Below are 13,772 nucleotides of genomic sequence, written 5' to 3'. Positions count from 1 at the left end.
CGGGTTGCGCCTGCAGTCCGGCGGCCATTTCGGCGATGCGCCCGTTGACCACGCGGATGTCGACGCTGCCGGCCCGGGCGCGTTCGCCGCGCAGGCCGGTCATCACCTCCAGCGGGTTTTTGATCAGGATGTTTTGAAGTTGAGTCATGGGCTTCTCCGGTCAAAGGCTATGGGAGGCGGGTTTGCTGGCGGCGTTGTCTGGCGCGCTGACGCCATTGAGGGCGGCGTTAAGCAGTACTGACACCAGGCAGGCGATCACCACGCTGCTGTGCAGGAACGGCTGCGACCACTCGGGGAGTTGTTTGAACAGGGTGGGTGCGAGCACCGGCACCAGCGCGGCAGCGATGGTGAAACCGACGATCAGCACGTTGTAGCGATTGCGCTCATAGTCGACCTTGGCCAACGTTTGAATGCCCGCCGCCGCGACCACGCCGAACATCGCAATGCCGGCGCCACCGAGGGCGGCGGTCGGCATCGAGGCGATGATCGCGCCGGCCTTGGGCACCAGGGCCACGGTGCACATGAGCAATCCGCTGATCGCGACCACCCAGCGACTGCGCACGCCGGTGAGGATTACCAGGCCGACGTTTTCCATGAAGGCGATAAACGGGAACGCGGCGAACATACCGGCGATGGTGCTGGCCAGACCGTTGGCGCGCAGGCCGTTGATCACCTGTTTGTCTTCCACCGGTTTTTCGACGATGTCGCCGATGGCCACGAACAGTCCCATCGACTCGACCATCTGCACGATCATCACCACCACCATGGTCGCGATCGGGATCAGGCTGAAGGTCGGCAGGCCGAAGTAGAACGGGTAGGGTACTGTGAGCCAGGGCGAATCGCCGACGCTGCTGAAGCTGCCCATGCCCAGCCCGTAGGCCAGCCCCGCACCCACCAGCATGCCCACCAGCACTGCCATGTTGCGCAGCATCGGGCTGCCGTAGCGGTTGACCAGCAGGATGGTCAACAGCACCACGGCGGCGACAGCCAGGTACGCCGGCGCGCCGAAATCGCTGGCGTGACGCCCGCCACCGACCCACTCGTAGGCAATCGGGAACAGCTGCAGGCCGATCACGGTGACGATGCAGCCGGTGACCACCGGCGGGAAATAGCGCCGCAATCGGCCGATGAAGGGCGCGACCAGCATGGTAAAAATCCCTGCGCCGATCACCGCTCCGCAAACCCCGGCAAACCCCACCTCCGGGTTGCTGCCAATGGCGATCACCGGGCCGACGCTGCTGAAGGCCACGCCCTGCAGAATCGGCAGGCGTACGCCGAATTTCCAGAAGCCCACGGTTTGCAACAGCGTGGCGATGCCCGAGCAGAACAACGTGGTGCTGATCAACACCACGGTATCGGCCTGGGACATTTTCAAGGCGCTGGCGACAATCAACGGCACGGCGATGGCGCCTATGTACGAGACGGCCATGTGTTGCAGGCCGAGGGTGAGCATTTGGCGCACAGGTAGAACCTGGTCGACCGGGTGGATGGTTGAAGGGGGAGTGGCTGACGACATGGGAATCACCTCTTGCTGTTTTTATGCTGTAGAGAGGGGTATTCGTGCTGATGCCTGATACCTGTGGGCTACCACAGGTGTCAGGCATCCGTATGCCCGGAGCCGCCATCCACCGGCTCCGATGCCGCTGTTTCAGCCTGCCAGGCAGGCGGCAAAGCCCTGGTTCAGCGCCGCGCGGTCCAGGTCGCGGCCGATGAACACGATCTTGCTCGAGCGGGGCTCCGTGCCCCACGCGGTTGATGCGCGAAACTCCACCAGGCTGTGGACGCCTTGCAGCACGTAGCGCTGGTCTTCGTCCTGCACGGCGAGCACGCCTTTCATGCGATAGAGGTTGTCGGCCTGAGCGGTGCGCAATTCACTGATCCAGCGGTGGAACGCGCCAAGGTTCACCGCGCCGTCCACGGCAATGCCTACCGACGAGACGCTGGGGTCGTGGGCGTGATCCGGTTCGTGATGATGTTCGTGGGCGTGATGGTCATGTTCGGCGCCGATTTCCATGAGTTTTTGCGTGGACTCGAAGGCGCCGATGCCGAGGATTTTCGTCAGGTCGATTTCGGCGTAGCTGGAGGTCACCAGGTCCGCCGTCGCGTTCAAGCCACGGATTTTTTCGCTCAGTGCGTGCAACTCGGCGCTGCTGACCAGATCGACCTTGTTGATGACGATCCGGTCGGCGCAGACGATCTGATCCACCGCCTGATTGTCGACGCCGTCGAGTTGCAGATCCTCCAGATGCTGGGCGATGTGTTTGGCATCGACCATGGTCACGATGGCGTCGAGTTCCACTTCATCGGCGATCGGGTCATTGATAAAAAAGCTCTGTGCCACCGGGTACGGGTCGGCCAGGCCGCTGGTCTCGATCAGGATGTGATCAAGCCGCACCGGCCGCGCCACCAGCTCGCGAACGATGCGCACCAGATCCTCGCGAACCTCGGCGGTGCAGCAGACGCAGCCGTTGACCATCTCGTAGATTTCTTCGGTTTCCGAGCTGAGGACGAGGTCGCCGTCGATGCCGACCTCGCCGAACTCGTTTTCGATCACGGCGATTTTGCGGCCATGGTTTTCTTTGAGGATGTAATTGAGCAGGGTAGTTTTACCGGCACCGAGGAAACCGGTGAGAATGGTCACGGGGATTTTGGTGTTTGGGGTTGGCGCGTTGAATGGGGTGTTCATGGTGAGGCTCCTTTGGAACCAATGGGTCGGGGTACTGCAGTGTGGGAGCGAGCCTGCTCGCGAAGACGGTGGATCAGCCAACAGAAATGTTGAATGTCACGCCCTCATCGCGAGCAGGCTCGCTCCCACAGGTTTTGTTTTTCAATGAATGAAGGTCTGATTCACCCCAGCGCAACGCGGTGCCGGCGTCGAGGCCGAACAGGTCGAGCACGCGGCCGAGGCTGTGGTCGACCATTTGCCCGAGGCTGTCGGGCCGGGCGTAGAACGCCGGCACCGGCGGGGCGATGATTCCGCCCATTTCGGTGACGGCGGTCATGTTGCGCAGGTGGGCGAGGGTCAGCGGGGTTTCGCGGGCCATCAGCACCAGCGTGCGGCGTTCTTTGAGAGTGACGTCAGCGGCGCGTCCGATCAGCCCTGACGAAGTGCCCGTGGCAATCTCCGCCAGCGTCCTCATCGAGCACGGCGCAACCACCATGCCCAGGCAACGAAACGAGCCACTGGCGATGCCCGCCGCGACGTCGTCTGCGCGGTGGTAGTGACTGGCCAGGGCGATCACGTCCGCCAGTTTGTAGTCGGTTTCATGGGCCATGGTCAGCAATGCGGCCCGGCTAATGACCAGGTGCGTTTCGATGTCGAGCCTGGCCAGCAACTCCAGGAGGCGCACGCCGTAGATAAACCCGGACGCGCCGCTGATACCGACCACCAGGCGCTGGCGATTCATGACCGATAACCCTGCAGCAGGCTGCGCGCGCGCTCCAGGACGGCTTGGTCGAGCTGTGCCTTGATGCCGTCAAACCCTGCGCCGCGGGTGGCGTCCAGGCCCATGCGCGAGGTGGTGCCGTTGACCGACGACGAGGGATCGAGCGGGCTGCCCGGTAAACCGTCGATCATGAAAATATCCAGGTGCGGCTGGAAGTGGGTGGCCAGCGCCCACAGCACCTGGCTGTCGTCGCTGATGTCGATATCGCTGTCCACCGCGATCACGGTTTTCAGATAGGGATCCCAGCCGAGCAGCGCCAGCATGATCTGCCGCGCCTCGCCGTCACGGCTCTGATCCAGCGCCACGTAGCAATGAAAATGCGTGCCGGAATTGGGGTAATGCACGGCGGTGACGGCGGGGAATCGTGCTTTGAGTTTCTCGCTCATCTCGGCTTCGCGCGGTAGGCGGGCGAGGGTCAGGTGTTCGGCATAGCGGCCGCCCATGACGTCGACCAGCCAGGCGTCTTTGCGTTTTAACAGGGTATCGACGCGCAGCACATTGTTGGTCGAGCGGTCCGAGGAGTAGCCGCTGAATTCACCGAACGGACCCTCTTCAGCGTAAGCCGCCGGGTCAATGGCGCCTTCAAGAACGAACTCGGCGTAGGCGGGTACACCAATGCCGTAGCGCGGCGTTTTCACCAATTCCAGCGGCGCACCGAACAGTCCGCCAGCAACGGCGCGTTCATCGGCGCCATACGGCAAACGTGCTGCGGCAGCGAGCATGAACAGCGGATGCGCACCGACGACCATGGCCACGCGCAATTCTTCCCCGCGTTCTCGGGCGGTTTGCAGCATGCGCCACAGGTGACCCCGTGAGTGCAGGCTGGTGGCGAGGGTCTGCCGGGCATGGCGCATGGAGCGGTGATAGCTCATGTTGGCGATGCCGGTCAGCGGATCCTCGGCAATGATGATCGCGTTGGTGATGTAGGGCCCGCGGTCACTGTCGAAATGCTTGAGCATCGGCAGCAACGCCAGATCCAGCGCTTCGCCTTCGAAGACTTCATCAAGGATTGGCCCGCTTTCCACATAACGCGGTGCGATGGGCTGGTTGGCGCGGGTCTGGAAGGTTTCGTGCAGTTGCGCAGGGGTTACGCCGAACAGCCGGGCGATGCGGGTTCGCGAGGCGAAAAGATTGGTCGCCACCGGCACGCCGAGGTTGCCGACGTGTTCGCAGATCAGCAGCGGATCGCGTCCTTGGGCGGCGAGGGCGTCGACCAGGGCAGTGACGTCCTGATCGGCAGAAATCGGTTGAGTGAGGGTCAGCACATCGTCCGGGTACTCACGGCGATAGGCGTCGATGAACACGTGAAAGTCCTGAGAATCGCCGAGCGTCGAACGGGTCATGGTGTCACCTCGTAAAAAGCAGGCACGCAGGGGTGAGAGGGCGTTCGCGCGGCCAGCCGTTGGCCTGCCGGTCGAACGAACGCCGGGTCATCTTCGTGCCTGTAAAGTCGCTGTGTGCTCTGTGCACAGATCCCTTGTGGCGAGGGGATTTATCCCCGTTGGGCTGCGAAGCGGCCCCAAATCCTGCCACCGCGCTGCATCAGGCAAACCGCGGTTGCCGGTTTTACGACTGCTTCGCGACCGAACGGGGCGGTGCGACGTTTCGCTAAATCCCCTCGCCACAGGGTTTCCTTGTTACCCCAAGGGTCTGCGTTATCTAGAGGTACGTGGTGGTCAGGCGTATGTCGGCCTCGGCCAGGTCTTTGGGCGGTGGTGTCGGTTCGATCCCGCACAGCCGGGCAATGTTGTTGCCCAGGTAGTCTTCGAGATGATCTTCATCAATCCCCAACCCCTGCGGTGCCGGTGAGCACAACACCTCCAGTTCACGCAGCCACATGCCCGGTTCGTTCGGCGGTGAGTCGGTGCCGAAGACGATCTTGTTGCGTGGCAGCTCCTTGGCGAACTCGACGATCCGCGACTGGAAGCACCAACCCGATTCGCAGTAAACGTTCGGCGTGTCCATCGCCATCCAGAACGCTTCGAACGAGTAGTTGCCGCCGGTCTGAATGCCAAAGTGGCCGATGATGAAATTGACCATCGGGAATTCGCGGATGATCGGATAGAACATCGTCGGAATCGTATACGGGCCGTCGCCGGTGTGGATCAGTACGACGATGTTGTACTTGGCGCAGACCTTCATCGCCGGACGCAGCCAGTCGAGTGCGCGATCCGGGCGATAGCCGTGCATGTTGGCGTGCAGCTTGAGCATCTTGAAGCCGTATTCCTTGATGTGGAATTCCAGCTCTGCCGCGCCGTTTTCCGGCCCCCAACGCGGGTTGAAGTTGAAGTTGCCGATGAAGCGATCCGGGTATTTCATGCAGAGTTCGGCGATATACGACATGTAGTCGCGCACGCCTTCGCGGCCCCGGCGGTTACCGTCGCGATAGCCGGTGTTGCCCGGTGGCGGCTGGATGAAGCCCATGTCGATGCGGCGTGGTTTGCCGTTGATCATGTAGGGGCCGTCCATCAGCTTGAGCATGCGCTCACCGGTGAAGGGTTCGCCGGTGTGGCGCCAGGCCTCGTCGACCAGGTTGGTGGGGTGCAGATGGGTGTCGATGATCATCGGTTCAGCTCCTGGCCAATTGGGTGGTGACGGGGCGCTTGAGTTGCGCCTCTGCTTCGGAAACGGAACGCGGCGGCGCAGTCGGCTCGAGGCCGATCATCCGTGCGGTGTTGTTGCCCAGATAGTCTTCGAGGGTGTCCTCGTCGAGATTCAGGCCCTGCGGCGGTTCGTGGCAGAGCACCTCAAGCAGACGCAGCCACATGCCCGGTTCGTTGGGGGGTGTCGGTGCCGAAGAGGATCTTGTGCGTCGGCAGCACCTTGGCGAACTCGACGATCCGCGATTGCAGGCACCAGCCGGATTCGCAGTAGACGTTGGGCAATTCCATCGCCCATTGCATCGGTTCGAACACGTAGACGCCGCCGGTCTGTACGCCGAAGTGGGCCATGATGAAGTTGACGTTAGGAAACTCCTTGATCATCGGCACCCATTCCGACGGGATGCTGTACGGCCCGTCGCCGGTGTGCAGCTTGACCGGGATGCCCAGCTCGGCGCACTTCTCGAAGCACGGACGCACCCAGTCGAGTGCGCGGTCGGGCCGGTAGGCGTGCATGTTGGCTTGCATCTGCACCATGCCGAAGCCGTGCTCCTTGACGTAGCGCTCGATGGCTTCGACGCCGTTCTCCACACCGCAGCGCGGGTTGTAGACGAAGCAGCCGATGAACCGATCCGGGTAGGTCTGCACCATTTTCAGGGTGTAGGCCATGTAGGCGTCGATGGATTCGCGGCCGCTCAGGTCGCCGTCGGTCCAGGTGTAAATGGTGTTGCCTTGCGGCGGCTGGATGAAGGCTTTGTCAATGCGGCGAGGCTTGCCGTTGACCATGTACGGGCCATCCATCATCTCCAGCAGACGCTCGCCGGTGAACGGGTCACCGTCATGCCTCCAGGCGAGGTCCACGAGATCCGTGGGATAGCAGCTGATATCGATGATCATTGCAGTCGATCTCCTGATAGCGGGGAAGGGAGCCTTACGGCTCTCGGCATCCACGTCCCGGGCAATCGGCCGTTTCTATGCGCAAGACTCGCGCATTCCCTCGCCTGTTCGCATCCGGCCCGGGTGGGTGGTTGCTGAGGGCGAGTATTGGAAAGAGGGGTTGGGTTCGTACAATATTAATTGGGCGCGGTGGTGATACTTGGGCGATATGGTTTTGGTTTTGTGGTGGGGGTAATGGCCTCTTCGCGAGCAGGCTCGCTCCCACATTTGGAATGCGTAACCCTGTGGGAGCGAGCCTGCTCGCGAAGGCGTCAGTGTTGCGTGTGCAAAGCCAACTGCTTGATCACTTCAACCACTGGCGCCACCCGCTCAGCCTGCCCATGCGGCCACACGGCGTAAAGGTTGTAATGCGCGGCAATCTGCGCTTCGTTGAGCGCCACCAGCCGTCCACTGCGCAACGCATCGGCCGCCAATAATCCCCGCACCAATCCCGCGCCGACTCCGGCCTCTGCCGCCGCAATCAGGTTCGCCGCATTATCGAAAATAACCCGCGCGGCCGGCTCGGTGGGGGTTAATCCTGCGGCATCCAGCCACGGAATCCACGACCGCCGCGTATACCCCAACAATGGCAATTGAAGAATTTGCGCCGGACTGAGCGGCACCTGCAAACCGTAGCGCTCCAGCAACTGAGGCGAGGCCACGGCCAGCACCCGATCGCCACAAATCTGCGTCATCTCACAGTCGTCCCAATCGCCATAGCCATAACGCAATGCCAGATCCACCCGCTCGAACGCGCTGCGATCACTGCGCGGCATCGACAGCAGCGTCACCTCAAAATCCGGTAAGCCATCGAGCAACTGCGGCAAGCGTGGATTGAGCCAGCTCTGTGCCAGTTCGCTGTCGACATCCAGGGTCAGGCGCTGCGCCACGCTACGGTTTTTCACCGAGGAAATCGCCCGATCAATCTGCGCCAGACCATCCGACAACACGCTGGCAAACAACTGCCCGGCATCGGTCAGATTGCTGCCGCCGCCTTCGCGCACGAACAGCGGCTGGCCGATGAAATCTTCCAACGCGCGGATCTGCTGGCTGATCGCGCTATGGGTCAGATCAAGTTTGCGCGCAGCACTGGAGAAACTGCCGCTGCGCGCCGCGTGGATAAACGCGCTCATTGACTGCACCGACGGGTATCGCTTGTACATGTTGTTAGTCCTACTTACACAGGGTGGCAGAAATCGTCGCTGGCCCGATTGGCCTGGGGTTACCACTATTCGATCACCAGGCCCGCACAAAGACGGGCCGCTCTTTTGGAGCCTGACAATGATTGCATTCACGGTTAACGGCGAACGACGCGAGCTGGATGAGGCGTCCCCCTCCATGCCCTTGTTATGGGTGTTGCGTGACCACTTGAAACTCACCGGCACCAAGTTCGGCTGCGGCATGGGCCTGTGCGGTGCCTGCACGGTGCACCTGAACGGAGTCGCGGTGCGTTCCTGCCAGTTGCCTGTGGCGGCCGTCGCGGGCCACAGCATCACCACCATCGAAGGTTTGTCGCCGACGGAAAACCATCCGCTGCAACTGGCCTGGGTTGCCGAAGATGTCCCGCAATGCGGCTACTGTCAATCCGGCCAGATCATGTCGGCGGCGGCGCTGCTCATCACCGGGGCGGCGGTCACCGATGAGTCGATCCGCGATGCGATGTCCGGCAACCTGTGCCGCTGCGGCACCTACGGGCGCATCAACAAAGCGATCAAACGTGCGGCGAATGCGCCGAAGGAGGCGTGATGAGCCTCATCGACGACACTCGTATCGAACTGCCACGCCGGGTGTTTCTCAAGCACAGCGCCACCGTTGCTGCGGGTATGGCGGTTGCCTTCTACCTGCCCGCCGGCATCAGCGCCAGCGACCCGAAAGCGCCGGCACCTGCCACTGCCTTTGAGCCCAATGCCTGGGTTCGCATCTTTGCCGACGGCACGGTGAAACTGGTGGTGCACAAGCACGATTCCGGCACCGGTACGCAGACTGCACTGGCTGCATGTGTGGCCGAAGAATTGGACGTCAACCCGATGACCGTGCAGGTGATCACCCCGGAAGATCCGTTCTTCGAGACCTACATTCATCCGATCTGGAAAGTCTTCTCCACGGGCGGCAGCACCAGCGTTTCGCTGGAATACGATCGCTTGCGCATGGCCGGCGCCACGGCTCGGGCGTTGTTGATCTCGGCGGCGGCGAAGCAATGGAAAGTCAGCCCCGACAGCTGCACCACCGAAGAAGGCCGGGTCGTTCACACGTCGAGCAAACGCAGCCTGAGTTACGGCGAGCTGGTCGGTGTGGCCGCGCACCTGCCAGCCCCGGCAAAGGTCACGCTGAAAGATCCGGCGCAGTTCAAGTACATCGGCAAATTGCGCCATAAACGCGATGCGGCGGCGAAGGTCTGCGGACGTTTCAAGTACAGCATCGATGTGCAATTGCCCGACCTGTTGGTGGCGCTGATCCTGCGCACCCCGGTGGTGGGGGCGAAAGTCTTGAAGGTGGACGGCACTGCAGCATTACAGGTCCCGGGTGTGCGCAAGGTGATCGCTGTACCGGGCCGTCCCGACGTGCTCGGCGGCAATCAGGAAGGTGTCGCGGTGTTGGCCGACACTTACTGGGCCGCGCAGCAGGGGCGGGCGCTGCTGGTAGTGCAATGGAGCGAGTCGCCCCTCGCCGGGTTCGACAGCGATCAGCTGGCCACAGCCCAGGCGGCGGCACTCGCTGATAAAACCGCGCTGCGGGTCACGACGATGCAGGCGGGTGATGTCGATGCTCAATGGCCGGGCGCGGCGCGGCTGCTGGAAGCTGATTACCGCATGCCCTGCAAAGTCCAGAACCCTCTGGAACCGATCTGCATCACCGCCCAGGTCAAGGACCACGCCATCACCTATTGGGGGGCGTGCAGGTACCGTCTTCGGCATTGGAGGCGGCGCACGTGGTGTGCCGTATCGCCAAGGACAAGGTCACCATCAATGAGATGGTCTCCGGTGGCAGTTTCGGCGCACGGGAGGCCAAGTACTGGCTGTTCGAAGTGGCGTACCTGGCGCAACAGGCCAAGGTCCCGGTGAAGCTGATGAACAGCCGTGAAGATGAAATGCGCTCGCTGTTCATGCACCCGGCCACGTTGCACAGGGCCAAAGGCGCACTGGACGCCCAGGGCCGCCTGACGGCCTTGCGCCTTGAAGCCGTGTCGCCGGCCTCGCCGGAGCAGTGGGAGCCGGGCTATTTTGAACGGCCTGACCGCATGGACTACAGCACCACCGAAGCGCTCACCGCGTGGGACTTTGCGTATCGTCCGGCGAACCTGGACCTGGTCTGGGTCAAGCACGAAAGCCAGGTGCCGAGCGGCTGGTATCGCTCGGTGAGCTTCATCCCCAACGTGTTCGCCGTTGAAAGCTTCATGGACGAGCTTGCGCGGGGTGCGGCAGAGGATCCCCTGGCCTTCCGGCTGGCACACATGCACGAGCGGCCGCGTCATGTCGCGGTGCTCAAAAGTGCCGCCGAGCGTGCGGGCTGGGGTCAGCCGCTACCGGAAGGCACGGCCCTGGGGATTGCCACCAATCAGGGTTACACCAGCTATATCGCCGTGGTGGCGCGGGTGGCCAGAAAGGACGGAGTGATTCGCGTGGAGAAGCTCACCTGCGTAGTCGATTGCGGTTTGGCGGTATCGCCCGGTGGGGTCGAAGAGCAGATCTACGGCGGCCTGATGTGGGGCTTCGGCCACGCGTTGTTCGACCGCATGGACATCAAGCAGGGCCGGGTGGTGCAGAGCAACTTTCACGACTACCGTGTCACGCGCATGTCTGACATGCCGCAGGTAGACATCCTGGTGCTCGACGGTGAGCCGAGTAAACCAGGGGGCGTCGGTGAGCTGGGCAGCCCGTCGGTAGCGCCAGCCATCGCCAACGCACTCTTCGCGTTGACGGGCGTGCGCCAGCGCTCGACGCCGCTGAGTCTGGGATAAATCGCCATGGACTTGCGCCTGCTGCGGTATTTCATGGCGTTGGCCGAAGAGCTGCATTTCGGTCGGGCTGCGGCGCGGTTGCACATCTGCCAGCCGCCGCTAAGCCAGCAGATTCGTCTGTTGGAAGAGGAACTCGGCACGCCGTTGTTCGAGCGCAGCCACCATCGGGTCGAGCTGACAGCGGCGGGGCAGATGCTCAAGGAGCAGGCGCCGCTGGTGTTCGAGCAGCTCGAACGGGCGCTGGATCTGACTCGGCAGACCGGTCGCGGGCAGTTGGGCGAGCTGGAAATCGGCATGATCAGTTCGGTGATGGTCGGCGTGCTGCCCAAGGCGTTGCACTTGTTTCGCGAGCGTTATCCGCAGGTCAATTGGCGCCTGCACGAGATGACCCCGGCGGCGCAGGTCAAGGCGTTGAAGGAGAAGCGCATTGATGCCTGCGTGTTTCGCGTGGGTTATGACGATCCGTTGTTGCGCAACGAGCTACTGATCTATGAGCCGATTCATGTGGTGATGCCGGCGGATCATCCGCTGGCGCAACGCGAAGTGCTGGCCCCGGCGGATCTGGCGCAGGAGCCGTTTGTGGCGCTGGAACTGAAGCAGTCGCGGTTTGCCAACTTTCTTTATCAGTGCTGTATTCAGGCGGGTTTCACACCACAGATTCGTCAGCAAGTGATCGAGGTGCAGACCTTGCTCAGCCTCGTGCGTGCCGGGTTCGGCGTGGCGCTGTTGCCGGCGTCCATCGAACAGTTGGCGCCGGCGGGTCTGGTGTTCAAGTCGCTGACCCCAGCGTTGCCGGAAGTGCCGCTGTACGCCACCTATCGCGCCGACGATGCCTCGCCAGTGCTCAAACTGTTCCTCGATACGTTGCGCGAGTTGGTCGTCGAAGGCGCGACCCGGTAGACGCTGCCTAGGGCTGTGGGAGCAAGCCTTGCTCACACAGCTGCTACAAGACTTATTCGCACTTACGCCAATGGCTGCGGTCGACATCTTCACAGAGCACCACGGGTTGGTGCGGATATATCAGTGGAGATCCAATGAGCCAGGACGTCCTGACCACCGAAACCAATCGCCGCCATCTCCAGCAGATCATCGCTGGCCTGTCCGACGGGGTTATTTTGCTGGAGCTAGACCAGACCATCATCTGGGCGAACGAAGCTGCACTGTCCATGCATGGCGTCGAGCAACTGGGTGACCTGGGTGCCAATGCCCAGGAATACGCCAAGCGCTTCGCCCTGCGTTATCGCAACAACCATCCGGTAGTGTTCGACAATTATCCGATCAGCCGCGTGGGCCGTGGCGAGACCTTCAGTGACGTGTTGGTGGAGGTGACCCCCACCGATGATGAGGAGCGCACCTGGGTGCACAACGTGCGCAGCCGGGTCCTGACCAACAGTCGCGGCGATCCCGAGTCGCTGGTGCTGATCATGAGCGACGTCACTGATTGGGCCAACGCCGAGCAGCGTTTCGAAAAGACCTTCAATGCCAACCCGGCGCCGGCGGTGATCTGTCGTATCAGCGATTTGCGTTACATCAAGGTCAATCCGGGTTTTTTGGAGATGACCGGTTATACCCGCGAACAGGTGATCGGCACTTCGGCTTATGAGATCGATATCTACGAGCAGGCGGAGAAGCGCGATCTGGCGATTCAGCGACTGCGCGATGTCGAGACCATTCCGCAGATGCAGGCTGAATTGCGCTTGCCCGATGGCAGCAGCAAACAGGTGATCGTCGCCGGGCAACCGCTGGTGCTCAACGATGAAGACTGCATGCTGTTTTCCTTTGTCGACATGGAATTGCGGCACAAGGCTGAAGTGGCGCTGCGCCAGAGTGAGGAGCGGTTTGCCAAGGCGTTTCGCCTGACGCCGGTGCCGATTCTGGTGTGCGGGGCTGCCGATCAGGTGGTGATGGATGTCAACGAAGCGTTCCTCGACACCTTTGCCTATCCGAGTGAAGAAGTGCTGGGCAAAACGGTTGCCGACATTGGTTTCATTCATGACAAGGGGCCCAGACCCGTCTGTTCGCCGCCCTGGAAAAAACCGCAAGGCTGGACCGCATCGACGTCGGCATGCGCAAGAAAACGGCTGAACTGCTCGACTGCGCCATCTCGGCCGACACGGTGAATATCCAGGACCATCCGTCTTACCTGCTGGTGATGATGGACATCACCGAGCGCAAGCGCACTGAGCTGGAACTGGTGGCGGCGATCGAGGAAGTGATGAAGGACGCATCCTGGTTCAGCCGGACGCTCATTGAAAAGCTCGCCAACGTGAAGAGCGTCAATTCACCGAAACTGCCCAGCGTGTCATTAGCCGAGCTGACGGCGCGCGAACGCGATGTGCTGGGGTTGATCTGTGAGGGCCTGGCCGACAAGGAGATTGCGGCGCGATTGAAGCTGGCACCCAACACGGTGCGTAACCATGTGTCGACCATCTATTCCAAGCTTAATGTCCACAGCCGCAGCGAGGCCATCGTCTGGGCACGGGAGCGGGGATTGTTCTCGGGGAATGGCGCACCAAGGGGCAGCGCTAGGGGTGCAAATGCACTAGGTGATGGGGTGCAAATGGGTGTGTCTGGCGACTCGTCCTGTTCGTAGTCTGGGAGGGTGCGATACAGGTGCTGGAAAAACCTGTGGTGCCCCAACGGTACATCTCAAGGAACAGCAACATTGATAGCGAAAACATCGACATATCGATCCATTTTGCGCCAGTGCCAAGGTGAATCCCTATGATTTCTCTCGTGCAATTGCGTACGCAGTTGGAGCAGAACTTCCCTCCGCTGGCCTGTGACTGCAGCCTGACCGGCGACAATTCGCTCACGGTGAAGCTCTATCAC

General features: G+C 61.8%; 9 protein-coding genes and 4 pseudogenes. 5 read left to right on the top strand and 8 right to left on the bottom strand.

Annotation, left to right across the window (positions count from 1 at the left end; genetic code table 11):
• The 8 genes and pseudogenes from JFT80_RS25220 to JFT80_RS19820 form a co-directional block, all read right to left on the bottom strand.
• Positions 1 to 148, bottom strand: a pseudogene (locus JFT80_RS25220) (amidohydrolase); the annotation flags it as partial.
• A gap of 12 nt (positions 149 to 160) precedes the next feature.
• Complete coding sequence (locus tag JFT80_RS19850) at positions 161 to 1,516, bottom strand: nucleobase:cation symporter-2 family protein (protein ID WP_201149020.1); 1,356 nt, start codon at positions 1,514 to 1,516, stop codon at positions 161 to 163.
• Positions 1,517 to 1,648: 132 nt separating this feature from the next.
• Positions 1,649 to 2,686, bottom strand: coding sequence for a GTP-binding protein (locus tag JFT80_RS19845; protein WP_201149019.1), 1,038 nt, complete (start codon positions 2,684 to 2,686; stop codon positions 1,649 to 1,651).
• Positions 2,687 to 2,759: 73 nt separating this feature from the next.
• Entirely contained in the window at positions 2,760 to 3,407 is a 648-nt protein-coding gene (locus tag JFT80_RS19840; RefSeq protein WP_201149018.1) for a UbiX family flavin prenyltransferase, read from the bottom strand.
• A complete protein-coding gene (locus JFT80_RS19835) occupies positions 3,404 to 4,789 on the bottom strand; it encodes a UbiD family decarboxylase (protein ID WP_201149017.1) in 1,386 nt (461 codons plus the stop codon). The genes JFT80_RS19840 and JFT80_RS19835 overlap by 4 nt, the downstream gene beginning before the upstream one ends.
• A 316-nt stretch (positions 4,790 to 5,105) precedes the next feature.
• The gene (locus JFT80_RS19830; protein WP_008081961.1) at positions 5,106 to 6,011 is read right to left on the bottom strand and encodes an amidohydrolase family protein; all 906 of its coding nucleotides are present in this window, start codon (positions 6,009 to 6,011) and stop codon (positions 5,106 to 5,108) included.
• A 4-nt stretch (positions 6,012 to 6,015) separates the two neighbouring features.
• Positions 6,016 to 6,943: pseudogene (locus JFT80_RS19825) on the bottom strand (amidohydrolase family protein).
• A gap of 311 nt (positions 6,944 to 7,254) precedes the next feature.
• A complete protein-coding gene (locus JFT80_RS19820; RefSeq protein ID WP_201149016.1) occupies positions 7,255 to 8,145 on the bottom strand; it encodes a LysR substrate-binding domain-containing protein in 891 nt (296 codons plus the stop codon).
• A 118-nt stretch (positions 8,146 to 8,263) separates the two neighbouring features.
• On the opposite strand from JFT80_RS19820, the gene JFT80_RS19815 reads away from it, so the two are divergent.
• The 5 genes and pseudogenes from JFT80_RS19815 to JFT80_RS19795 form a co-directional block, all read left to right on the top strand.
• Positions 8,264 to 8,728, top strand: a complete 465-nt coding sequence (locus JFT80_RS19815) for a (2Fe-2S)-binding protein (protein ID WP_201149015.1) — start codon at positions 8,264 to 8,266, stop codon at positions 8,726 to 8,728.
• Positions 8,728 to 10,940, top strand: a pseudogene (locus JFT80_RS25215) (molybdopterin cofactor-binding domain-containing protein). The gene JFT80_RS19815 and the pseudogene JFT80_RS25215 overlap by 1 nt, the downstream one beginning before the upstream one ends.
• Positions 10,941 to 10,946: 6 nt before the next feature.
• Positions 10,947 to 11,840: a LysR substrate-binding domain-containing protein gene (locus tag JFT80_RS19805; RefSeq protein WP_201149014.1), complete on the top strand. Its 894-nt coding sequence runs from the start codon at positions 10,947 to 10,949 to the stop codon at positions 11,838 to 11,840.
• 134 nt (positions 11,841 to 11,974) lie between these two features.
• A pseudogene (locus JFT80_RS19800) lies at positions 11,975 to 13,469 on the top strand (helix-turn-helix transcriptional regulator).
• A 195-nt stretch (positions 13,470 to 13,664) separates the two neighbouring features.
• On the top strand, positions 13,665 to 13,772 hold a 108-nt coding region (locus JFT80_RS19795), incomplete at its 3' end, for a DUF1652 domain-containing protein (RefSeq protein WP_201149013.1).

Origin of the sequence: Pseudomonas sp. TH10 (assembly GCF_016651255.1) — a bacterium.
Classification (GTDB): Bacteria; Pseudomonadota; Gammaproteobacteria; order Pseudomonadales; family Pseudomonadaceae; genus Aquipseudomonas.
Note: the sequence above shows the minus strand (reverse complement) of the source record. Positions and strands in the feature narration are given on the sequence as shown.

Bases quoted from the DNA above. Each gene is read 5' to 3' on its own strand.
- JFT80_RS19815 (WP_201149015.1), top strand. From the start codon at position 8,264: ATGATTGCATTCACGGTTAACGGCGAACGACGCGAGCTGGATGAGGCG.
- JFT80_RS19805 (WP_201149014.1), top strand. From the start codon at position 10,947: ATGGACTTGCGCCTGCTGCGGTATTTCATGGCGTTGGCCGAAGAGCTG.
- JFT80_RS19820 (WP_201149016.1), bottom strand. From the start codon at position 8,145: ATGTACAAGCGATACCCGTCGGTGCAGTCAATGAGCGCGTTTATCCAC.
- JFT80_RS19840 (WP_201149018.1), bottom strand. From the start codon at position 3,407: ATGAATCGCCAGCGCCTGGTGGTCGGTATCAGCGGCGCGTCCGGGTTT.
- JFT80_RS19850 (WP_201149020.1), bottom strand. From the start codon at position 1,516: ATGTCGTCAGCCACTCCCCCTTCAACCATCCACCCGGTCGACCAGGTT.
- JFT80_RS19835 (WP_201149017.1), bottom strand. From the start codon at position 4,789: ATGACCCGTTCGACGCTCGGCGATTCTCAGGACTTTCACGTGTTCATC.
- JFT80_RS19830 (WP_008081961.1), bottom strand. From the start codon at position 6,011: ATGATCATCGACACCCATCTGCACCCCACCAACCTGGTCGACGAGGCC.
- JFT80_RS19845 (WP_201149019.1), bottom strand. From the start codon at position 2,686: ATGAACACCCCATTCAACGCGCCAACCCCAAACACCAAAATCCCCGTG.